Annotated in this window: 20 protein-coding genes and 1 pseudogene; 2 read left to right on the top strand and 19 right to left on the bottom strand. The window is 37.4% G+C overall.

Going from position 1 to position 20,925, the window contains the following annotated elements:
• Positions 1 to 12: 12 nt before the first annotated feature.
• From AC1M89_RS10415 to AC1M89_RS10350, 14 genes are all read right to left on the bottom strand, one after another.
• A complete protein-coding gene (locus AC1M89_RS10415; protein ID WP_481614196.1) occupies positions 13 to 786 on the bottom strand; it encodes an ABC transporter ATP-binding protein in 774 nt (257 codons plus the stop codon).
• The gene (locus AC1M89_RS10410; protein ID WP_481614195.1) at positions 783 to 2,585 is read right to left on the bottom strand and encodes a branched-chain amino acid ABC transporter ATP-binding protein/permease; all 1,803 of its coding nucleotides are present in this window, start codon (positions 2,583 to 2,585) and stop codon (positions 783 to 785) included. Before AC1M89_RS10410 ends, AC1M89_RS10415 begins: the two co-directional genes overlap by 4 nt.
• On the bottom strand, positions 2,582 to 3,619 hold the full coding sequence (locus AC1M89_RS10405; RefSeq protein ID WP_481597782.1) for a branched-chain amino acid ABC transporter permease: 1,038 nt from the start codon (positions 3,617 to 3,619) through the stop codon (positions 2,582 to 2,584). Before AC1M89_RS10405 ends, AC1M89_RS10410 begins: the two co-directional genes overlap by 4 nt.
• An 85-nt stretch (positions 3,620 to 3,704) precedes the next feature.
• A complete protein-coding gene (locus tag AC1M89_RS10400) occupies positions 3,705 to 4,847 on the bottom strand; it encodes an ABC transporter substrate-binding protein (RefSeq protein ID WP_481597781.1) in 1,143 nt (380 codons plus the stop codon).
• A 35-nt stretch (positions 4,848 to 4,882) separates the two neighbouring features.
• The gene (locus AC1M89_RS10395; protein ID WP_481587681.1) at positions 4,883 to 6,118 is read right to left on the bottom strand and encodes an OprD family outer membrane porin; all 1,236 of its coding nucleotides are present in this window, start codon (positions 6,116 to 6,118) and stop codon (positions 4,883 to 4,885) included.
• A gap of 226 nt (positions 6,119 to 6,344) precedes the next feature.
• Positions 6,345 to 7,307 carry a p-hydroxyphenylacetate 3-hydroxylase reductase component gene (locus tag AC1M89_RS10390; RefSeq protein ID WP_481590753.1) on the bottom strand — a complete coding sequence of 321 codons (963 nt, stop codon included), beginning with the start codon at positions 7,305 to 7,307 and terminating at the stop codon, positions 6,345 to 6,347.
• 49 nt (positions 7,308 to 7,356) lie between these two features.
• Positions 7,357 to 8,310 carry a PDR/VanB family oxidoreductase gene (locus AC1M89_RS10385; RefSeq protein ID WP_481614194.1) on the bottom strand — a complete coding sequence of 318 codons (954 nt, stop codon included), beginning with the start codon at positions 8,308 to 8,310 and terminating at the stop codon, positions 7,357 to 7,359.
• Between the two features lie 30 nt (positions 8,311 to 8,340).
• The gene (locus tag AC1M89_RS10380; RefSeq protein WP_092767689.1) at positions 8,341 to 9,078 is read right to left on the bottom strand and encodes an SDR family NAD(P)-dependent oxidoreductase; all 738 of its coding nucleotides are present in this window, start codon (positions 9,076 to 9,078) and stop codon (positions 8,341 to 8,343) included.
• 9 nt (positions 9,079 to 9,087) lie between these two features.
• On the bottom strand, positions 9,088 to 9,573 hold the full coding sequence (locus AC1M89_RS10375; protein WP_092767687.1) for an aromatic-ring-hydroxylating dioxygenase subunit beta: 486 nt from the start codon (positions 9,571 to 9,573) through the stop codon (positions 9,088 to 9,090).
• Positions 9,574 to 9,583: 10 nt separating this feature from the next.
• Entirely contained in the window at positions 9,584 to 10,861 is a 1,278-nt protein-coding gene (locus tag AC1M89_RS10370; RefSeq protein WP_035266339.1) for an aromatic ring-hydroxylating oxygenase subunit alpha, read from the bottom strand.
• 30 nt (positions 10,862 to 10,891) lie between these two features.
• The gene (locus AC1M89_RS10365) at positions 10,892 to 11,428 is read right to left on the bottom strand and encodes a nuclear transport factor 2 family protein (protein ID WP_481614193.1); all 537 of its coding nucleotides are present in this window, start codon (positions 11,426 to 11,428) and stop codon (positions 10,892 to 10,894) included.
• A 10-nt stretch (positions 11,429 to 11,438) separates the two neighbouring features.
• Positions 11,439 to 11,798, bottom strand: a complete 360-nt coding sequence (locus AC1M89_RS10360) for a hypothetical protein (RefSeq protein ID WP_035266405.1) — start codon at positions 11,796 to 11,798, stop codon at positions 11,439 to 11,441.
• Positions 11,799 to 11,822: 24 nt separating this feature from the next.
• Positions 11,823 to 12,980 (bottom strand): acyl-CoA dehydrogenase family protein, encoded by a 1,158-nt coding sequence (locus AC1M89_RS10355; protein ID WP_092767682.1) that lies wholly within the window; start codon positions 12,978 to 12,980, stop codon positions 11,823 to 11,825.
• On the bottom strand, positions 12,977 to 14,110 hold the full coding sequence (locus AC1M89_RS10350) for an amidase (protein ID WP_481614192.1): 1,134 nt from the start codon (positions 14,108 to 14,110) through the stop codon (positions 12,977 to 12,979). Before AC1M89_RS10350 ends, AC1M89_RS10355 begins: the two co-directional genes overlap by 4 nt.
• 138 nt (positions 14,111 to 14,248) lie before the next feature.
• On the opposite strand from AC1M89_RS10350, the gene AC1M89_RS10345 reads away from it, so the two are divergent.
• Positions 14,249 to 14,716: a MarR family winged helix-turn-helix transcriptional regulator gene (locus tag AC1M89_RS10345; RefSeq protein WP_092767678.1), complete on the top strand. Its 468-nt coding sequence runs from the start codon at positions 14,249 to 14,251 to the stop codon at positions 14,714 to 14,716.
• A gap of 30 nt (positions 14,717 to 14,746) precedes the next feature.
• Here the strand turns inward: AC1M89_RS10345 and AC1M89_RS10340 are convergent, their stop codons facing one another.
• The 5 genes from AC1M89_RS10340 to AC1M89_RS10320 all read right to left on the bottom strand — a co-directional run bounded on the left by AC1M89_RS10340 (position 14,747) and on the right by AC1M89_RS10320 (position 20,363).
• A complete protein-coding gene (locus tag AC1M89_RS10340; RefSeq protein WP_481609139.1) occupies positions 14,747 to 15,733 on the bottom strand; it encodes a 3-hydroxybutyryl-CoA dehydrogenase in 987 nt (328 codons plus the stop codon).
• On the bottom strand, positions 15,724 to 16,839 hold the full coding sequence (locus AC1M89_RS10335; RefSeq protein ID WP_481614191.1) for an NAD/NADP octopine/nopaline dehydrogenase family protein: 1,116 nt from the start codon (positions 16,837 to 16,839) through the stop codon (positions 15,724 to 15,726). The genes AC1M89_RS10340 and AC1M89_RS10335 overlap by 10 nt, the downstream gene beginning before the upstream one ends.
• An 88-nt stretch (positions 16,840 to 16,927) precedes the next feature.
• Positions 16,928 to 17,920 carry a helix-turn-helix transcriptional regulator gene (locus tag AC1M89_RS10330; protein ID WP_481587688.1) on the bottom strand — a complete coding sequence of 331 codons (993 nt, stop codon included), beginning with the start codon at positions 17,918 to 17,920 and terminating at the stop codon, positions 16,928 to 16,930.
• Positions 17,921 to 17,956: 36 nt separating this feature from the next.
• Entirely contained in the window at positions 17,957 to 19,303 is a 1,347-nt protein-coding gene (locus AC1M89_RS10325) for a spinster family MFS transporter (RefSeq protein WP_481609099.1), read from the bottom strand.
• Between the two features lie 169 nt (positions 19,304 to 19,472).
• Positions 19,473 to 20,363, bottom strand: coding sequence for a LysR family transcriptional regulator (locus AC1M89_RS10320; RefSeq protein ID WP_035266330.1), 891 nt, complete (start codon positions 20,361 to 20,363; stop codon positions 19,473 to 19,475).
• A 114-nt stretch (positions 20,364 to 20,477) separates the two neighbouring features.
• Between AC1M89_RS10320 and AC1M89_RS10315 the strand changes: the two are divergent.
• Positions 20,478 to 20,925 (top strand): annotated as a pseudogene (locus AC1M89_RS10315) (muconate/chloromuconate family cycloisomerase); the annotation flags it as partial.

Below are 20,925 nucleotides of genomic sequence, written 5' to 3'. Positions count from 1 at the left end.
ATTTGTTATGTTCTATATAGCTAATACGTCTTGATGCTTACTATTAATTCCTAAGTAACTTTCGATGATTCTTGGATCTTCAACTAAATCAGAGCCCCTTCCTTCCATTGATAGTTCTCCCATTTCAAGGACATAAGCATAATCTGCAAGTTTTAAAGCAGCTCTGGCATTCTGCTCAACTAACAAGATAGACACGCCATGTCCTCTTAATTGGTCAATGACCTTAAAAATTTCTCGAGTGATGAGTGGTGCTAATCCCAAACTCGGCTCATCAAGCATCAACAATTTAGGTTTAGCCATGAGTGCACGACCCACTGCAAGCATTTGTCGTTCACCACCAGAAAGTGTTCCTGCTTGCTGAGATCGTCTTTCTTTCAAACGAGGAAAAATGTCATACACTTCATCTAAAGTGCTCAAAATCTCTTTGTCTCTTTGGCGATAGCGTTGAAAAGCGCCAAGCATAAGATTGTCTTCAATAGACATTGTTCCAAATAACTCCCGTTTTTCAGGCACTAATCCGAGCCCACGAATCACCATTTGCTCAACCTGTGGACATTGCTCCACATGCCCATCGAAATCGACGTTTCCTTTAGAACCCAGCACCCCCATAATTGCAGACAATAAAGTTGTTTTACCCGCACCATTTGGACCAACAACAGAAACAATTTGGCCTTGATTAACACGCATATTAAAATTTGAAAGCGCTTCGACTTTTCCGTAAGCCACACTCAAATTATTTACTTCTAGCAGAGGCGTGCCCTCTTGATTTCCAAGCATTGTGATCATGCAGCACCTCCTAAATAAGCTTCCAATACAGCTTCATTTTTTTGAATTTCTTCTGGTAATCCTTCAGCAATTTTTTGACCGAACTCCATGACCACAATTCGGTCTGCGAGATTCATGACAAAGTCCATATCATGCTCGACCAAGAGAATTGCCATACCTTCAGCACGTAATTTAGATAGAAGTTCAGCTAAGGCTTGTTTCTCTTTAAATCTTAATCCTGCTGCGGGCTCATCAAGTAGTAATAAGCTTGGGTTCGCACATAAAGCACGTGCAATTTCTAAAATACGTTGCTGCCCGAGTGCTAAACTGCCAGCTTCGACATACAAATATTCTCCAAGCCCTACACGTTCTAGTTGATATTTAGCCTCATTGAGAAGTTCATTTTCTTCAACTCGATCAAGAAGTAACATGGATGAGATGACACTTTTTTCTCCGCGCAAATGTGCACCTATGGCTGTATTTTCTAATACAGTCATTTCAGGCAATATTTTTACGTGTTGGAATGTGCGACTTAATCCTAATTTGGCAATTTCTCTGGATGGTATGCCATTTATTTTTTTACCTTTAAATAAAACTTCACCACTCGTTGGAACATCTACACCTGATATTTGATTGAACATGGTACTTTTACCAGCACCATTCGGACCAATTAAAGCGAGAACCTCTCCAGCGTGAATTTTCAGATTCATTTCATTGTTCGCAACCAAGCCACCAAATTTTTTCGTGATGTTCATCGCATCTAATATCAATTCACCCTTGTTGATTTGATTTTCTACTTTGTCCATTTGAGGAATGGGGTGGATTGAAGGATATAAATCTACAGGCTTATATTTATTTGGGATCAACTTAGTAATAAATGACCAAATCCCTGATGGTGCTTTTTGCATCAATACAACAATGATTAATCCAAATACGATTGTTTCATAATGACCTTGTCCGCCAAAAATAATAGGCAAAGCATCTTGCAACCATTGACGTACCATGGTGAATATGCCTGCACCTAATATTGCACCCCAAATACTACCGACACCGCCTAACAACGCCATAAACAAGTAGTCGATACCCATTTGGAGTCCAAAAGGTGTCGGGTTAATAAAAGTTTGCGTGTGTGCATAAAGCCACCCTGAAATTGATGCAAAAATTGCAGCAATCACAAAGATGATCATTTTTGCTCTAAACGTATTTACTCCCATAGACTCAGCCATTACTTGTCCGCCTTTCAAAGCACGGATTGCTCGACCCTCTCGAGAATTTAAAAGATTTTTTGTCAAAATAATGGCAATGAATACAATGAGCCAAATGAGGTAGAACATTTTGTTGCCATTATCAAAGGCAAATCCTGCGATAGAAATAGAGGGAATATTCGAAATTCCAGAATGCCCACCTAAAGTTTCAATGGTGGAAAAGAAATAATAAAGTGAAATGCCCCAAGCGATCGTACCTAAAGGCAGATAATGCCCTGAAAGTTTAAGTGTTAAGCCACCCACCAAAATCGCAGATGCGACTGTGATAACTATTCCGAGCAGAAGTCCAAACCAAGGATTTCCACCTGTCCATGCGAGGAAACTTGGTAATTGTTCAGTCACAGTTAAGTAAGCAGTTGCGTATGCGCCAATTCCCACTAAGGCTGCTTGACCAAATGTAGTCATGCCTCCAACGCCTGTCACCAATACAAGACCCAACACGACTAATGCATTTAGACCAATATAGTTCAATAAAGTGACTTGATAGGTCGGTAAAAAAAATGGGCTGATGAATACAATAAGCGCAAATATAAAGAAATAAGTTTTTGATTTCATTCTTCATCCTCCTCAACATGACGAGTTGTGAGCGATTTCCAAAGTAAGAAAGGAATAATTAATGTAAAGACGATGATTTCTTTGTAATCACTTGCCCAAAACATCGAGAAAGACTCAATAACACCAACAATCACGGCACCAATTGCTGCGACTGGGAAGCTGATTAGTCCTCCAATGATTGCCCCTACAAATCCCTTCAGACTTAAAATAAATCCTGAGTCGTAATACAGGGTTGTGATCGGTGCAATTAAAATGCCTGATAAGGTTCCGATAAATGTAGCTAAAACAAAAGTCAGTTTGCCCGCAAAGATTGGAGAAATACCCATGAGCTGTGCACCGATTCGATTGACAGCGGTTGCATGCAAAGCCTTGCCATAGAGTGTTTTTTCAAAGAAATACCAAAGCACTAAAATCATCACAAAGAATGAAGCGATAATGATCAAAGTTTGACTACTTAAAACAAGAGTTCCAATCTCAAAGCTTTTGTCACTAAACGGTTGTGTTTGAGCACCATTTGGACCGAATATCACGAGTCCTAAACCGACTAATGCCACATGAACCGCTATCGACACTATCAATAAGACTAAAGGTTTGGCTGCCACTAAAGGTTGAAAAAAAGTGCGATACATTTGAGGACCAAGCGGTGTAATCACAGCCAAAGTCAATAAAACTTGAATTGGCATTGGAAGCGTCGCTAAAGGTAGTGTGTACATCGCGATAACGATCAAAGAAATATAAATTATTGATGCAATAAAAATTTTGATATTAAATATTTGATTTTTAAAAAATTTAGCGTATAAATCCAGACTTGTATTGACAATAAAAAACGCAACGACCAGCCAAACTATTAAGCTTGGAATACCTGCTTGAATGGATGCCAAAGTCAATGCACCAAACACAGCAAATTCACCCAATGGAATAAGTAATATCCGAGTGACAGTAAAAACTAAAATGATACAAAGCGCTAATAATGCATAAATAGCACCACTGGTAATACCATCCTGCCCCAAAATTAACGCGATATTTAAATCCATAACATCTTCCTACCCTTTTTTGAGGATGAATTTACCTAGAGCGATATATGCATATCGCTCTGAGTTCATTTATGAAAAGCTAAATTTACTTCAGTAGTTTCCACTGACCATTTTTAACAATGATCATTTCACGCCCACGCTTGTCAAATCCACTATGATCAGATGGGCTCATGTTATACACGCCTTGAGTTCCTGCGACTTCTTTTGTAGATTCCAATGCATCACGTAGAGCTTCACGGAATTGCACGGTGCCAGGCTTTGCTTTTTTCAAAGCAGTCGGTACAGCTTTTTCAAGCAAAAGACCTGCGTCATACACATTTGCCCCGAAGGTTGCAGGTGTTTGTTTATATTTTGCTTTATAATCATTGATATATTTAGTAGCAATTTTCTTAGAAGGATGTGTATTAGATACTTCATTTAAAACAAGCATTAAACTGGCAGCTAAAATCGTATTTTCTACTTTCTTGCCACCCATTTTTAAATATTGATCTAAAGCCGCACCATGCGTTTGATAAATTTGCCCTCGATAGCCTCGATCATATAAAGCAGTTTGTGGAGGCACTGCTGAACTGCCTGGTGCTGCAACTAGAATTGCCTGTGGTTTTTTACTTATGAGTTTTAACGCTTGACCAGTTAGAGAGGTGTCTTGACGTTGAAATGATTCTTGAGCAACGATTTTAATCCCATTTTTCTTTGCTAAATTCGCTAAGACTTTTCCCCAGTTTTCTCCGTACGGATCAGCAGTACCGATAAATCCTAGAGTTGTAATTTTTCGCTTCACCATATCTTGCACAAGCGCTTCTGCGATGATTTCATCATTCTGAGTGGTCTTAAACACCCATTTTTTTTGATCCGTCATTGGCATGACTATCGTAGAAGTTCCAACCGGTGCAAGAAGAGGTACTTTCGCTTTAGCAATCGTCCCAATCACAGCAGAAGCATTTGGTGAACCAGAAGGACCAATGATTGCATCAACTTTGTTTTCTTTAATTAGTTTCTCGACAGCTTTGACAGATGCTGTAGGATCACTCGCATCATCAAGAGAAATATATCGAACGTTCTCATTACCAATCTTTTTAGGTAATAAAGCAACTGTATTTTTTTGTGGTATACCTACCATTGCTACAGGTCCGGATGATGATGTCACAACTCCAATCGTGATATCAGCTTGAGCATAAGTGGCAATTGCGATTAAGCTTGTTGATAATAATAATTTTTTAAACATCATATAATCTCCAGTTTGTCCATTAACTGTTTATGTAATTAGAATTTATAGCTATATGTAGTAATGATTCGATTTTCAACAAAATCATTACCATTGGTTGTTCCTGCACCATATTTAGTAGTCGTGTCGATATACCTCCATTCTATACCCAACCCTTTAAAAGACCCTTCTGGAACGGTGTAGCCGACAATGAAATTAGCTTCAGTTTCTTTATTATCTGGTAGGCCATTACGCTCTATGTTCGTACCATATAAATAACGCAAAGTCGTTCTTAAACCCGGCAAACCAACATTTTTAAAGTCATAAGAATAAAGTGCATGATAAGTAAGTTCTTCAGGTTTGATGAAACCTAAAGTTGACCAAGTATGTAGGAAAGGTTGAGGAGCGAATCCATCAAATGTTGGAAAATTGGTATCCCCGGAATTTTTTTGAACACCTGCAGCAAAACTATGTGAGCCATTTTGAATGTTGGCCTGAACGCCAAATGTTTTGCTATCTATGTTTCCATAGTATTTGTCACCAGCTTCACTGTTATGGAAATAACGTGCATCTAATTTGATTTTAGAGTCGCCAATTTGAGTGTTATATGCTGCATTTAAATAATGTTGGTTATAAATATCTTCCAGCTGACCAAACCAGTAAGAGCCTGAAATTTTAGGGCTAAAATTATAGTCTAAACCAACATAACTTAAACCATTACTTTCTATTCTTGCTTTACCTGGTGCAAACAAGCTTAGTTTTTCAAACTCATCATCATTACGCGCATTAATATGCGTGATTCGTCCAGCAGACAGTTTTAAATCTTGAATGGCTTTGGTTTCAAATGCCGCACCAGCATATGTTGTCACCAACTGACGTGAATCATCAATAAATGCAACAGGTGTTTTTGGCGAAAGTTCCCCAACTAATAGCTCAGAATCTTTATATTTCAGCTTTAAGGTTGCACCAAATTTATTATAACTACGTTCTTGCTCATTTTTTATGGGATCAAATGGTAAGATCGAATCAGACCTTTCAGCATTATGATTTGATAATCTTAGTGCGTAACTTGAAGTCACGTCAAAACCCACCTGAATGGGTGTATTGGTATAACCTGAACTAAACTTTAGACCTAATGCTTGTGACCAACTACCAACATCAGGCTGTGTTGTGTTATTTCGATCAATAAAGAAATTTCTTAAATTTATTGTCGTTTGACTATCTTTTACCAAGTCCGCATAAACTGCTGTATTACAGCAAATTGCTAGTATTGCAAATGTAGGTAACTTTTTCACTCAACTTCCCCTTAGTTTTTTACTGATTTTCTCACTCAACCCTGTTTAATTTTTTCTATTCAGCTATATGAAATTTCATATATTCAACCCAATTCTTTTCCAATTCCATAGAAAATTCAATTTTCTTTTAAGTATATTTATATACCTTAATTAATAATTAAATCCCTTTTAAATCTTCATAGATTGAAAAAAAGGCCAAATGATCTAACATTTAGCCCAATTTGATTTAATGAATACCCGCAATATCTTTTAGAATGGTGATAAAGGTATTCTTTTCTTGGTCACTGTATTTTGCAAATACTTCATTTTGATGCTCATCAGCTATATCAAATAAATAATGTGCGGTTTTTTTACCTTTATCCGTTAATTGGTAGAATTCTTCTGTTTCGACTAGTAGCTCATCCTTCTTAAGGATTTCCGCTGCTCTTTCTATTTCTCGCATAGGCATTGCTATATCACGTGGTAAATCATCTTTGCATGAACTTGCACCACTGCCTAGCACTAAAAGCATTCGAGCTTCACTCGTTCTAAAACCTGTGACTAATTGCTTTGGGATGTAATCATTTTGATAAAACTTGAATGCTCGACTCATGAGATAGGCAACATTATTATATAAGTTACCTTGATATAGTTGACCCAAATCATCAGTTTGGACTGGATTTGAATCTTTAATTCTTAACATTGGGTGTGGTGTTACTGCTGAGTACGCACCCTGGTGATATACTAATGGACTACGACCTTCATCTTGAAAATTAACGACCTTTCCAATAATAATCCAGTGATCCCCGCCTTCTACAATTTGAAATAATTCACATTCAAAAACAGCAGAGCAATTTTCCAGAACTGGAGCATTACCTAAACCCAAACGGTAGTTTGCTCCTTCGAATTTATCAATATTGCGTTTAGCAAATTTATTCGATACCTCGATTTGTGATCCAGATAAAATATTGACTGCAAAATGACTAGAGTTTTTAAAAACTTCAAAACTGGTCGATTTTTTATCAATACTCCACAAGATTAAAGGTGGGTCTAATGAAACTGAGTTAAAACTATTGGCAGTTACACCCACTTTTTCACCTTGCGCATTTTGCGCTGTAATAATAGTAACCCCAGTTGCAAAATTACCGAGTGCTCTGCGGAATTTCATCGGATCAATAGCTTGTTCTTCCGATTTTTGATAACTATTCATTCCCTTCTCCTGAATCCCAAAATGACCTTCCATGATGGCAATTCAACTATTAAATATCTAAAACTAATCTCGGTGTTTTTGATCGAGAACAACACACTAAAATCTGCTCATTACTTTCTTTTTCTTCGTCAGTAAAGTAGACGTCTCGATGATCGGGTTCGCCTTCAAGCACATCACACATACACGTTCCACAAACGCCCTGTTCGCACGATAACTCGACTTTAATCCCTTCTCGCGCTAAAGCTTGCAGAATAGTTTCCTCTGGAGCTACTTGAATCGTTTTACCACTTTGTTGTGCAACAACTTCAAAACTAGCGCCACCTAAATCAATATCTACCTGAAAATATTCTTTATGTAATTGATCGGAACTAAAACCCTTAGACTCAGCAAGATTAATAATCCAATCCATAAATCCATTAGGACCACAGGTATATAAATGTGAATCTTTGGCAATATCTTTCATTGCGTGATCAAAAAATTCACGATGATTTGCACCATCATCTTTAAAATGGAAAGTTGTATAACTCGCTAAGGGACCTTGCTTGATTTCATCTACAAATGCAGCAGTTTGTTTAGAGGCTGCACAATAATGCAATTCAAATGACTTATTCTTATTCAATAAATCATAAGCCATGGTAATTAACGGTGTAATCCCAATACCACCACCAACTAAAACGCTGTGAGATGCATCTAACAATGGGAACAAATTTTTAGGATGGCTGACTTGTAGTTGCATCCCTTCAAAGATGTCATTAAACGCCGACAGTGACCCCCCTCTTGATGCTTCGTCTTTTAAGATCCCTAGTCGAAAAACACCTTTTAAGCTAGGATCTTGACATAGAGAATACTGACGGATTAACCCATTAGGCAGGAATAGATCAATATGTGATCCAGCTTCGATTTCAGGTAATGGAAACTCAGTTGCTGAAATTAAATCTAAGACAACAACATTTTCCGCTTCTACTGATCTTTTATTGACAATTACGGAGTATTTTTCGTTCATAGTTTTCCCCCTTTATGACTAAGCAAATGCTTAGCGCATAAATAGTCCTCCGTTAATATCCCATGTTGCTCCTGTCACAAAAGCTGCTTGTGGGGATGCTAACAAAGCACAAGTTTCAGCGATAAAACTCATACTGCCTAAAGCCTTGACAGGAATGTTATTGATAAACGCTTCCATTTTTTCATCTGAAACAACGCTGTGTACTATTGGAGACTCCATTGGTCCTGGTGCTACGGCATTTACCGTCACACCTTTAGCGGCAAATTCTTTTGCAAAAATTTTAGTCAAAGTTACGATTGCCCCTTTTGAAGCTGCATAATGCGCTCCCGTTGCAGTACCACCATTCTGACCAGCCAATGAAGCCATGTTGATAATTCGACCAAAGCCTTTAGATGCCATATATTGACCAATAATTTGGCATGACTGAAAGGTTCCTCGTTGGTTGACTTGTGTCACCCAATCAAAATCACTAGCAGTGATTTCAAGGACAGGAGTTGCTTTAGTTACTGTGGCGTTATTGATTAAAACATCCAACTTGTTGAAATGAGTTTCAATCCAACTCACTGCTTCTCTAAAGTCCTGCTCTACTGATATATCCAGTTTTAAGGGATACATTTGCGATGGATACTGACTCGCAGCTTTAGCACTTTCCGCTTTTTCTAAGGTACTTGCAGTTAAAATAACTTGATGCCCTTGTTCAGCAAAATATTCAGCAATCACATTACCTAAACCAGAGGCAGCACCAGTAACCAAAACAACTTGTGACATGGTCACCTCCTATAGAATGTAACTGATACCAGCTAAGGTATCTGTCGAATTGACTAGATTGATAATTTTACGGTCTATTTTGAGTTCGCCATTCTCTTGACGTATTAGCTCATAAATCACATCAGCAGTGTAATGACGTAAATTTTCTTTGCGGAACTCTCTTAAATTTTGTGCACAGCGTAAAATTATCTTGTGATCAGTTTCTTCAATAATTCGCACACGTGACAGGCTACGAACAGTATTGGCCTTGGGAGCTGTCGAGATTGCTTCACCATTTTCTAAACGCTCTACACGTAATTGACGCATGTGGTGATTGTCATATGCATAGTTCAAATGGTTTTCGTAATCTGTCAATGATGGATCAATTGGAATGATGTATTTGCCATTTTCATTCCATAAATTTAACCATGCTTGATACTCTGAATGATCTAACATGTCAGCTTCAGCCCAAATGAATGCTGTTACTTCGTTCAAAAGATTTAAATTAATTTTCATGCTCTTCCCCTTAAGCCGTCATCAACTTTTTCCATTGTTGGTAAGCGCCACGCATGCCTGTTTCAGCACTCACGTCACTCTTCAGACCATCTTCAGTTTTGACTTCTCCTGGTAAACCACGGTTCAACATGATCCAAAGATCATTGCCCGCATTTGCACCATGCTGTACACGCTCCCAAGCTTCCGCATCATCTGGCGTACCAAAACCGAAAGGACCTTGGAAATGTTCATGTAGACGTAGGCGATATTGGTTGGCAATTTGTGGTCCACCATCCATCGTAATCACTGAGTGATGAATTTCAGTTTTATCTACCGCTAATGGTTGCATTACACGGAAGAACGCCATAGAACATGCAATGTTAGGGAAAATATTTAAGTTAAAGCCCGAACCACCGACAGCACGGCAAATTCGACGAACTTCCAGTTCCTCATGACCTTCTTCACGTAGCGCTTGGGCAAGTTCTTCAAAACGCTCTTGGATTGGTCGCTCCATCAACTCTTCATCAAGATCTACCAGTTCTGGAATCATCACCATCACGCTGTGACCATTTCCTAGATCTTCAACATAGCCTGGTTGATTTTCAAAGTTGAAAAGCTCTTCTGTTTTTTCGTCTACAGAACTTAAGAATGATTTATGAACCAATGGGAAATGATACGCGTCAGTTGTATTTTCCAACTGAATCTTCCAGTTACCTGGGAATGTAAAACGATGTTCACCTAATACTTTGACTGGATAACCTGCGCCTTGCTTCATGAATAGATCAATCCACTTTTTCGCAGCACCTAAAAAGTCTTCTAATGGCTCAATATCGTCTTTGAAGGTCGCAAAGATCATGCCGTTATATTCTTCTACACGTAGGCTGATCAGTGGAAATTCAGATTTATCTAAACATTCGCCATAACTTTCAGGTGAAGGAACGCCACGCAATGTACCATCTAAAGCGTAACTCCAACCATGATATGGACATACAAAGCTATTTGTTTTGCCTTTTTTATGCTCACAAACTGTAGCAGCACGATGGCGACAGCGGTTGAGTAAAACGTGAACTTTTTTCTTACGATCTCGTACAGCCACTACAGGTTGTTTACCAATATTAATCGTTTTATAACTACCAGCATCTGGAATTTCACTTGCATGAGCAACCCAAACCCAAGTGCTGTAGAAAATTTTTTCCATTTCATCTTCAAAGATTTGTGCATCTTTATATAAAGAGGTATGCACTCGGTCACTTTGAACTAATTCATTGTAATCAATTTCAATATTTTGAACTGGTATTGCACTATTCATCATGTATTCCCTTATAACTGTTTATGCAACTCAACCGACTAAATTTGATTGCGGTACTGGTAACTCATCATCACTGGTCCAATGCGTTACTGGTCGACTGAAAATATTTTCTGTTTGGAAGTGTTTGATTTTCCAAATGCCATTATTTTGTTGCTTAAAACGGATTGTCAGTTTGGCTGCATTCAAGTGGCTTGCACCCGTTTTGAAAGTTGATGTTTGCAACATCAACCAGTGACCAACAGCCACATCACCATCAATATAAATTTGTTCAGAATTCACAAAATGTGCATTCATAACAAAATGCGAGTCCTTCAGCGTGTATGTTTTAAACATGTCATATACTGCCTGCCAAGACTCAAGCCGACCAAATGACTGGGCGTATTTTTTCCCTACCCCCTCCCAAATACACTCACGATCAAATAAATCCATCAGCGCTTCTAAATTTGTGTTTTGATTAAGTTCATCACAAATTTCCATATAGCGATTTAGGCAATTACGAATTTGATTCTGCGCTTCCAACTGTTGAAGACGTTGAAGAATGCTTTTGAGTTCATTAGAGTCGACCATATCGATATCCTTATCGTTGAATAATTAATTCACGACCAACTCTTGCTTCAACTTTGCAATACTTCCAAAGTTTATATGGACCTTCTCCGACCACAGTCGTACGGAATAAATTACATGCAGCATGAACTGTTTCAATATCAGGTACATCAGCCAATAAATAGGTTGTCCAAGGCCAACCCGTACTTGCACCTACCATGCTTTGATCATCATCTAAGTTGCCGTATACATGAACGCCAGGTAAATCATGGATACCATTCCACATTTCACCAAATGCTGCCCATACTGCCTTTGCTTCTGCTGGCTCTGCATCAAAGAAGTTTTGGTTAATCCCCATACAGAACAATACGCGTAATGATTTTTTAGCTTCCATTTCGATTTCCTTCTTTTCGGTCATTTATAAATATCCAGGTGTCGGATTAAGCCCAAAGCTCATCGCACCAGCATTTTGTAAAGTTGCATCACCCATAAATGCATGCTGTGTCACGACATTCGTGTCATTCACAAAGCGACTAAATGGATGGTTGGTATAAATGGCAGTCATCCCAGCTAACATTTGCATTTTGCGTGTGACCTTTGCACAGACTCTTGCAGCATGTGTACAAGATAGACGCATATCACTAATTAAATGTGGCGCAGGTTTTCGCCCGTTGAGTACTTCTTCCCATACAATATCCATGGTGTTGTAGAACCATGTTCTTGCAGCTAGGAACTCAGCTTCAGCTTTCGCAAATTCGTACTGAGTGATAGGTCGATTAGCAATTTCTGCACCTCCAGTAATCGATGACTTACCTGGAGCTAATTTTCTAAATTCTTCCAATGACGCCGAGGCTACGCCAATTCCGACTACGGTGAGGACTTGAGTCGCCAAAGAGAGGGATGGATATTTGAAAAATGGTTCGCTGAGTTTAGATGGCTCACCCCGAACAAAAGTCCAATGCTCAGGTACAAGTACATTATCGACAATGAGATCGTGACTACCTGTGCCTTTTAAACCTACTGTATCCCACGTCATTTCAATTTGTGCTTTATGCGCTGGTAAAACAGCCATACGTGGTAAGCCATGAGATTCATTATCTTTGATCGGGGCAATGCCTACACCAACGATATCTGCACCTTTACAACCACTTGAGAATTTCCAACGGCCTTTTACAACTAAACCCTCATTGGTCACTTGAGCAGCTTGCGGTGGAAAAATTCCACCAGCAAAAACGATATCTGGACCATTTTTATAAAGTTCGGAAAGTGTCTCTTCAGGTAAACTCCCAAGATAAGCTGGGCTCATACCAAAACTTGCAACCCAACCTACTGATCCATCTGCTTTGGAGAGCCTTTCAATAAGTTCACAAAACGTACGCGGTGAAACCTCATCACCACCGAAACGTTTAGGAACTAAAGCACGATATACCCCAATTGATTTCAGTTTTTGAATAATGTCTTGACTCACGTATGCTTGTTCGTCAAATTCACCTGAACACGCTCGCTGTCTAATCTCTTGACATAATTCTTCAAGATCAATCAAGCTCTCTGTTTGATCTTTGGCTAAATTGCTCATTTGCCACCTCCTTGTGAATGCTTCGTAATATCGACAATGTGTTGTGCAATAGCACACAATTTTTCATCTTCACCATGCTTAGCAATTAATTGCATACCGACAGGTAAGCCATTTGATGTTTCATATGGAATCGTAAGCGCTGGATGGCCCGATAGATTGAATGGTCGCACGAGCTTAGTTAAATTGAGGAAAGCAACAGTATTTTCAGCTTCGTCTAATTTAGGTGGAAATTGAGGTAGTGTCGGCAGTATCAAAACATCAACTTTGTTGAGTAAATCATTGATCTGCTCTGTGAATTGAGTTCTTATTAATTCAGCATTTTCTACATCTTTTTGAGTGGTTTCAGATGCTTTTAATAAACGCTGCTGAACATCATTGGCTAGAAGTCCAGTTTGAGTAAGATCATGATATGCACCCCAAGTTTCGTAATTAATGATCGACATACCTGCTTGATATGCTTCATCAATATTGTCTATGAATAGATTTTTTTGAGGTAAATCAATTTTTGTTAACTCAGCATCTAAGACACGCCAAATTTCAGATTCCGCTTCGACACGTAATATTCCTAATTGAATCTGTTGTAGATCGATTTGGATTTCTTTAAATGTAGGATCAATGATCTGCATAGCAAGAATCAGATTGTTAATATCTGATGCGAATGGTCCGACGCAGTCTAAAGTGGTATCTTTTGGCCAAACACCATCACGACTTACACGACCAAATGAAGGTTTTAATCCATACACTCCACAGCAAGCGGCTGGCATACGAATTGAGCCACCTGTATCCGTACCAATACTGAAGTCCGCTATATCTGCCGCAATAGCTGCAGCCGAACCACTGGAAGAGCCTCCAGGAATAAGTTGCGGATATTTAACATTTAAAGGTGTTCCGAAGTTTTTGTTTATTCCAGTTATACCGAATGCGAGTTCATGAAGATGAGTTTTTCCAATAATTTTGCAATCACTGCTGAGTATATTTTTTATAATTTCAGCATGTGAAAATGCAGGGCATGCTCCACTGCGCGCCTGAGTTCCAAGTGTCGTCACTTCATTTTGTATATCAATTGAGTCTTTAACCACGACTCTAATTTTTCCATCTCCTAAAGAGAGACTTCTAGATATAATATTCAATTCACTTTTCCATGTATTTTTATACTCAACATCAATATCTGAAAAATTAATGTATTTGTCAAGTTATTTTGAAATAAAATAATCTTTGTCTTTTTTCTTGTATAATCAATTATATTTTTTTAAGTTTAATTGCTGCTCATGTTAAAAAATTTTGAAAATTATTTGCCAAATAACGATCCCAAAAGTTTGGAAAATTTTCCATTTTTTTGGATATCTCAAGTTAATGGTAAGTATTCCCAATTGATTGATAAATCTTTAAAAAAAATAGGTCTCGATAATACAAAAAGAAAAATCATTTTGAGTACAAATGCTCTCGGTGAAGCCAATATCACTGAAATAGCAAATTTAGCAACAATCAAATTAACAACTGCAACTAAGGCAATCTATAGATTAGTCGAAGAAGGGATAGTTGAAGTTTTCTCATCCCCTCATGATGAAAGGATTTCTATGGTGAAGCTCACTGAAAAAGGATATGGTCTTGTGGATGAAATTAATCAGATCAATCGTGTTACTTTAGCTGGTATATTAAATTCTTTTGATGAACAAGAACTTGAGTCACTAAATTTACAATTAAAGAAAATATTCAATTTAATGCCAAATAGGTAAAAAGACTAAAATCTTTTTACCTACTAACGCTTATTTCATAATTTCATATTGTGGAATAAGCTGATTAAATCGCAAATTTTCAGCGAATTTTGATATGACATTTAGTTTATATTGATAAATATCCATACTTTCATATTTGTAAAAACCTGATAGTTCTCTAATGCCATTTCTATTTTCGCGCATATTTTTTTTGATAATATCAGGGGCTTTGTAACGCTCACCAAGTTCTTCTCTCAAATACTCTGAAGCATGATACAGAATATCTCCTCCTCCCCAATCGATAAACTCTAACATTCCTAACACTGAAAAACGCAAACCAAAACCTGTACGAATCGCTTTATCAATATCCTCAGCACTTGCTACGTGTTCTTCAACCATTCTCGCTGCTTCATTCATTGCTAATGCTTGAATTCTTGGAACAATGTATCCAGCAACTGCATTACAAATCACTGGGACTTTACCAATTGCCTCAAGTAATGTTTTTAGTTTTTCTACTGCTATATCAGCAGTATGCTCCGATCGGCTTAGCTCAACTAAAGGCATTAAATACCCAGGATTAAGCCAATGCGCATTAACAATACGTTCTGGATGAGAAATTAATTTTGCTATATCAGTGACCAAAAAGGTCGAAGTCGTTGATGCTACAATACAGTTTTTAGAAATTAAGGGTTCTAACCACCGAAAACAATGTTGTTTATGGGTCATTATTTCAGGTACACCTTCAATAATTAATTCACAATTTTTCCAATCAATAGTTTGATTATCTTTGAAATAGAAATGAATTCTTTCTTTTAATACTTTACATTGATCATTCACTAACATCCCGATATGTTCTAAGAGATGCAACTCTTGTTCGAGGCTGTCATTCCATTTTTGCAGAAATTCATTTTTTTCTGCTGGGTTTCGATCTTTTACATCTACAAGTGCAATCTCAATTCCTGCATATGCGAATGCGATCGCAATCGCATTACCCATTCTGCCTGCACCTACAATAATAATATTTTTAATCATGCAGATTTCTCTCCGGAGTTCAACAGGTGTTTTAATTGTTGCTGTGTTAAATCAAATAACCCTAAATTTTCAAGAGTGCGACCCTCACTATACAAATCCCTACCAGTAATTGATGATGCGATATTCAGAAGCCCTTCAGCAATCGGCGTTTTGACTCCAACATACTTACCAACCGATACAATAAATGACAGGCCTAATCGTGTGTCTTCGAGCATATACCTATGGGAATGTAAATCTATTTTCTCGCGCCAATCGCCACTGTCAGTCAACTTACCATGTGCCCCCCTACCATACATCCACTCATCTCCTTCACCCTCTTTATTGTAGTGATCTGCGAGTGGGAAATGCTGTTTCGAGTATCCCAATGCTTCACGAATATTCATTCGCTCTTGATCTAATAAGCTCGTTACTCTCCTCACTGAAGGTTGAGTACCTTCATTATGAATATCCCATACATCAAAATGTTCTAAAGGTGCAGCATTGAGCATAATTAATGGAGGATGAATAATGGGTCCTGCATTCATTAAAGCTCCACTCAAAGCATCCTCTATAGACTCGATGCTGTCATAAGCTTGCTTTAATACTCTAATAGCATGATCTTTTAATTTTGCTGGATAGACCCCAGTAGGCAATCTCGTCGCATATACACTAATCACGATAGAATTCGGACTATGTTTTCTTACTAAATATGGCAACGTACCCGTTTCTGCAAAAGCCACGTCAGACTTATTCCCAACTTTAAGCATTGCTTGAGCAAATAGGTATGTTCCAAAAGTACCTGGTGGTAAAAATACGACTTGACCAGATGTTAAGTAGGGTGCTATTTCAATCGATAAATCTTCATGGCTTGTTGCGGGTAAAGGAATAATAATCAATTCAGCGTTTTCAATAGCTTTGGATAAATCAGTTTCAAGTTGAATTTTTTGATGTTCATCCCCAACAGATACTGTTCTAGTGCCACGAAAGTCTTTTACAGTAAGCTCACCATATTTCGCTAATTCTTTTAGTGAATCTCGATCTCTTCGCCATAATTTAACTTCGTGATTTTTTTCCGCCATTTCCACTGCTGATGCATAACATCCATGTCCACCGCCGAGAACTGTGATTTTCATTTTCTTCCCTTACATATTTATTGTGTATTGTGATAGTAGGAAAGATTCTTCTTTTTGCTCGCGTCAAAAAGCGGTACTGCTATTCGAATTACGAATTTATTTCTATTAATTTGTTTTGTTTCACGGTTTCTGAAGGCGTGCATCCATAACGTTTTTTATAAAGCCGAGTAAAGTGTCCAAAGCTTCTTACACCATGAGCATTGAAGATATCAATTATAGGCTGATCAACCTGAGTGTGTTTAAGTTCTTGATGAACTCGGTCCAATTTGATTGATGTCATGAAACTGAGAGGCGTTTGGTTCAAATAGGTATTAAATCCCTTTTGAAGCGTTCTTACCGAGACTTTTACAAGCCTCGCAACTTCCTCAATCGAGATTGCTTCCATATAATGTTGCTCAATCAAATGAGCTGCATTTTTGATATAACTTGGGATGAGTTGATATTTTTTATCTGCGATTCGTTCACTGAAATTATGTGGAATTTTGATCAGTAATAACTCAGTCAAATATGAACTAAAGCTATCAGAAATTTGCCACCAGTTTTCAATATTTGAATATGCAAAGCATAAGTAGTTCAGTGTTTCTAAAATTGAAATTCTTTCTTCAGATGTATAGGAAATGCCACTATCGAAAATAAGATTTTTTTGAGGGATATACCCCAACAAGCGATATAAAACAGTGTTGATCAACTCATGATCAATTTTTAATATGATATTTCTACATTTGGCTTGGAGTTCAATTCTATTTTCAAAATGAGGATGAGAAACTGTAAGTAATCCAGGACGTTGTTGATAAGTTGAATGATCATATTTGACTTTACATTCCCCTTCCAAATTAAATCTAAACAGATAACTTTGACACTCAGCACCAAAACTAATTTGAACTGGAGCATTGTAACTTAATTCAAATAGTGCAACTTGACCAAATGAAAACCCACTTAATTTTACTTCTAAAGATTCATCATTCAATACTTCAAATTGATGAGGGCACAAGTATTGTCCTATCACATCTTTAATCTGAAAATAATCTTTTGAAGACAATAAGTTGAATTTCTTTAAAAGTTTCAGATTCGATAAATACATGATAGGTGTACCCTCATTATTTTATTCAGACATGATTTATTTAGACTCAACTTGCAAACTATTTTCGAAGGATTTACAACCCACTTTCAATAATACAAAGCACAATACGCATGATATTGCACCAACGATAGATATCGATGAACCGACCATTAAAGGATTTTCAAAAATACGATCCGTAATTAAAGCCACTAATGTGGTACCAATACCTAAAGCAATCAAATTACTGATGAGTAAAAAGATAGATGAGATTTGGGCACGTAATTGATTTGGCGAAAGCATTTGCATTGCTGTTGTTGAGATCGGCATTGGGAAAGAAGCGAAAAACATTGCAACAACCAACAATGTAACTGATAGCCATAATTCATTAACTTGTGAAAACAAAATCATTGGAATAATCAGACCTACGATTCCAATCACACCCACAAACATAGGCGAATCTTTTCTGCCTTTTTGAATAAAATAATCATTCATCCAACCAGCCGCAAATACACCTAAAGTATTTGAAATCAGTAACACGGCACCCAACATATAGCCCACTTCAGTAGCTGTCATATTGTAATGTCGTATGTAAAATGCAGGTGTCCAGCTAATTAAGCAAAACAATGCCATGGCATAAAAAGTAAATCCCAAATAATGACATGTAAATGTTTTTTTATGCTTTTTCAGGAATTTAAAAGTATCACTAAGCTTCACTTTTACTACGTTCCCCTGCGCATCGACCATTTGCCCTTTACGCTTAGGATCTTTAACAGTTAAAAGTACCAATATGCCAATAATGACTCCTGGTAAACCCACTAAAATAAACGCTACTTGCCATGCCTTTAACATTCCCAATAAGGGTACAGCGATAAGAGACATGTCCTTGAGTAATCCAATGACAAAACCACCTACTAAGAATGCGATTCCTCCACCAACAAAAGAACCAATCGAATAAATAGCGACAGCTCGACCCAATTTATCTTTTGCAAACATATCACTAAACATTGAATAGGCTGCAGGTGACAAAGCAGCTTCACCAATTCCTACTCCCATTCTGCTCAAAAACAACTGGATAAAGTTCTTACTTAAACCACATAAAGCTGTTGCAATGCTCCAAAATACAATCCCGGCAGCAATTAATTTTGGTCTTGAGAATCGATCTGCGATATAAGCCAGCGGCAGACCCATGAATGCATAAAATAAAGAAAAAGCTAGTCCATGGAGTAGACTAAATTGCGTGTCTGTTAAATTCAAATCTGCTTTTATCGGTTCAATCATCAAAGCCAAAATTTGACGATCGATAAAAGAAAATATATATGCAACCATGCAAAGTATTACAACATACCAAGCATAAATATCCTTCTTTTTTGCATCATTGCTCTTTAACTCGGAAATTTTTCCCATCGAAATCATCCTAAATATTTTATAGATCAGCGCTATCCCTATGACAAATCCATGCCAATTTATGCTGATTTATAAAATAAATATCATTTTTAACACTATTATTCTATTTATTTTTCCATTAAATATTACATATAAATAGGTATTTTATATTAATCTAATCTAAAAAAAATTAGTTCATGCTCTTCAATTCGTCTAGATAATCTAATATTTGTTTGATGTATTCATTATTATCGATACTTCTATAGGCAACTGTAATTGGACTTTCAGCCTCATTATCTAGAATTGGTATAAATTTCAAATTTTTCATACCTATAGAGCATGCACTCTTTGGAATAATACACCCCCCCTCACCAGATGACACCATCCCCAATGCCATATGGATTTCTCTCGTCTCGATCAGATTTTGGGGTATTAAGTCAAGTTCAGAGAATATTCCTTGAACAAAAGTTGAGAAGTTTGGTTTAGGAGTATTTGGATATATATAAATATGTTCGTTGACCAATTGTGATAAATGTACTTCCTTAACATTTTGGGTCACTAATGTATGATCTTTGTGCACTGCTAAAAAAAGTTGCTCTCTTTCGATCACTATTCTTTTTATTGAAGGATCACTAATTCCTAATCGACCAAACCCAATATCAATTTTTCCCAATTTCAAAGCTTCTACCTGGTCCCTGGTTCCGCATTCCACTAATTCAACTTTTATATTTGCAATATGCTTTCTTAAATAATCAATGATCTCAGGTAATTTCCAATAAAAAAGCGAACCAACATATCCAATTCGTACCGTTGTATCTGTCACTTTATATCGATTTACCATCGATTTAGCATGTGCTGTTAAGGTCAGTATCTGTACAGCATATTGGTAAAAAAATTCTCCAACTTCAGTTGTTTTAATCGGTCTCATGCCTCTTTCAAATAATACGACACCTAACTCTGACTCTAAGTTTTTGATTTGTCGAGTAAGTGGTGGTTGTGCAATACATAACTTTTCAGCAGCTTTTGTAATACTTTTTTCTTCGACCACCGTAGCAAAATACTTTAATGTTCTTAATTCCATTGAAATTTCCTTAATCCATACTTTTTTAGTATTTTAATATACTACCTAACCTCTATTTTCAATACTTTATTTCAAATAAGGTATTTAGCATATATTAATGGAATATATTGCTGCATGTACAAAAATATTGAAACCTTGCTCGTTGAAATCCCGACGATCCGCCCACACAAGATGGCGGTCGCAACGATGCAAACTCAAACCTTAGTCCTCATTAAAATCGAAACTTCGGATGGTTTCATTGGTTGGGGCGAAGCAACCACCATCGGTGGCTTAGGCTATGGCGAAGAAAGCCCTGAAAGTATCAAAACCAATATCGATACTTATTTTGCTCCACTACTCAAAACTTTTACTGATCTCAACGTTGCTCAAATTATGCAAGTGTTGAAGAAGAATATTAATGGCAACCGTTTTGCAAAATGTGCCATTCAAACTGCTTTACTCGATATTCAAGCTCAACGTTTAGGCTTGCCTCTGTCTGAAGTGTTAGGTGGCCGTCTGCGTGACAGCGTCCCTGTACTTTGGGTGTTGGCTTCTGGTGATACAGATAAAGATATCGCTGAAG

The organism is Acinetobacter sp. ANC_7635, assembly GCF_056779945.1.
Note: the sequence above shows the minus strand (reverse complement) of the source record. Positions and strands in the feature narration are given on the sequence as shown.

What these genes read in the sequence shown, in the direction of transcription:
- AC1M89_RS10415 (WP_481614196.1), bottom strand. Translation starts at nt 786, where the DNA reads ATGATCACAATGCTTGGAAATCAAGAGGGCACGCCTCTGCTAGAAGTA.
- AC1M89_RS10410 (WP_481614195.1), bottom strand. Translation starts at nt 2,585, where the DNA reads ATGAAATCAAAAACTTATTTCTTTATATTTGCGCTTATTGTATTCATC.
- AC1M89_RS10405 (WP_481597782.1), bottom strand. Translation starts at nt 3,619, where the DNA reads ATGGATTTAAATATCGCGTTAATTTTGGGGCAGGATGGTATTACCAGT.
- AC1M89_RS10400 (WP_481597781.1), bottom strand. Translation starts at nt 4,847, where the DNA reads ATGATGTTTAAAAAATTATTATTATCAACAAGCTTAATCGCAATTGCC.
- AC1M89_RS10390 (WP_481590753.1), bottom strand. Translation starts at nt 7,307, where the DNA reads ATGAATAGTTATCAAAAATCGGAAGAACAAGCTATTGATCCGATGAAA.
- AC1M89_RS10385 (WP_481614194.1), bottom strand. Translation starts at nt 8,310, where the DNA reads ATGAACGAAAAATACTCCGTAATTGTCAATAAAAGATCAGTAGAAGCG.
- AC1M89_RS10380 (WP_092767689.1), bottom strand. Translation starts at nt 9,078, where the DNA reads ATGTCACAAGTTGTTTTGGTTACTGGTGCTGCCTCTGGTTTAGGTAAT.
- AC1M89_RS10375 (WP_092767687.1), bottom strand. Translation starts at nt 9,573, where the DNA reads ATGAAAATTAATTTAAATCTTTTGAACGAAGTAACAGCATTCATTTGG.
- AC1M89_RS10370 (WP_035266339.1), bottom strand. Translation starts at nt 10,861, where the DNA reads ATGAATAGTGCAATACCAGTTCAAAATATTGAAATTGATTACAATGAA.
- AC1M89_RS10365 (WP_481614193.1), bottom strand. Translation starts at nt 11,428, where the DNA reads ATGGTCGACTCTAATGAACTCAAAAGCATTCTTCAACGTCTTCAACAG.
- AC1M89_RS10360 (WP_035266405.1), bottom strand. Translation starts at nt 11,798, where the DNA reads ATGGAAGCTAAAAAATCATTACGCGTATTGTTCTGTATGGGGATTAAC.
- AC1M89_RS10355 (WP_092767682.1), bottom strand. Translation starts at nt 12,980, where the DNA reads ATGAGCAATTTAGCCAAAGATCAAACAGAGAGCTTGATTGATCTTGAA.
- AC1M89_RS10345 (WP_092767678.1), top strand. Translation starts at nt 14,249, where the DNA reads ATGTTAAAAAATTTTGAAAATTATTTGCCAAATAACGATCCCAAAAGT.
- AC1M89_RS10335 (WP_481614191.1), bottom strand. Translation starts at nt 16,839, where the DNA reads ATGAAAATCACAGTTCTCGGCGGTGGACATGGATGTTATGCATCAGCA.
- AC1M89_RS10330 (WP_481587688.1), bottom strand. Translation starts at nt 17,920, where the DNA reads ATGTATTTATCGAATCTGAAACTTTTAAAGAAATTCAACTTATTGTCT.
- AC1M89_RS10325 (WP_481609099.1), bottom strand. Translation starts at nt 19,303, where the DNA reads ATGGGAAAAATTTCCGAGTTAAAGAGCAATGATGCAAAAAAGAAGGAT.
- AC1M89_RS10320 (WP_035266330.1), bottom strand. Translation starts at nt 20,363, where the DNA reads ATGGAATTAAGAACATTAAAGTATTTTGCTACGGTGGTCGAAGAAAAA.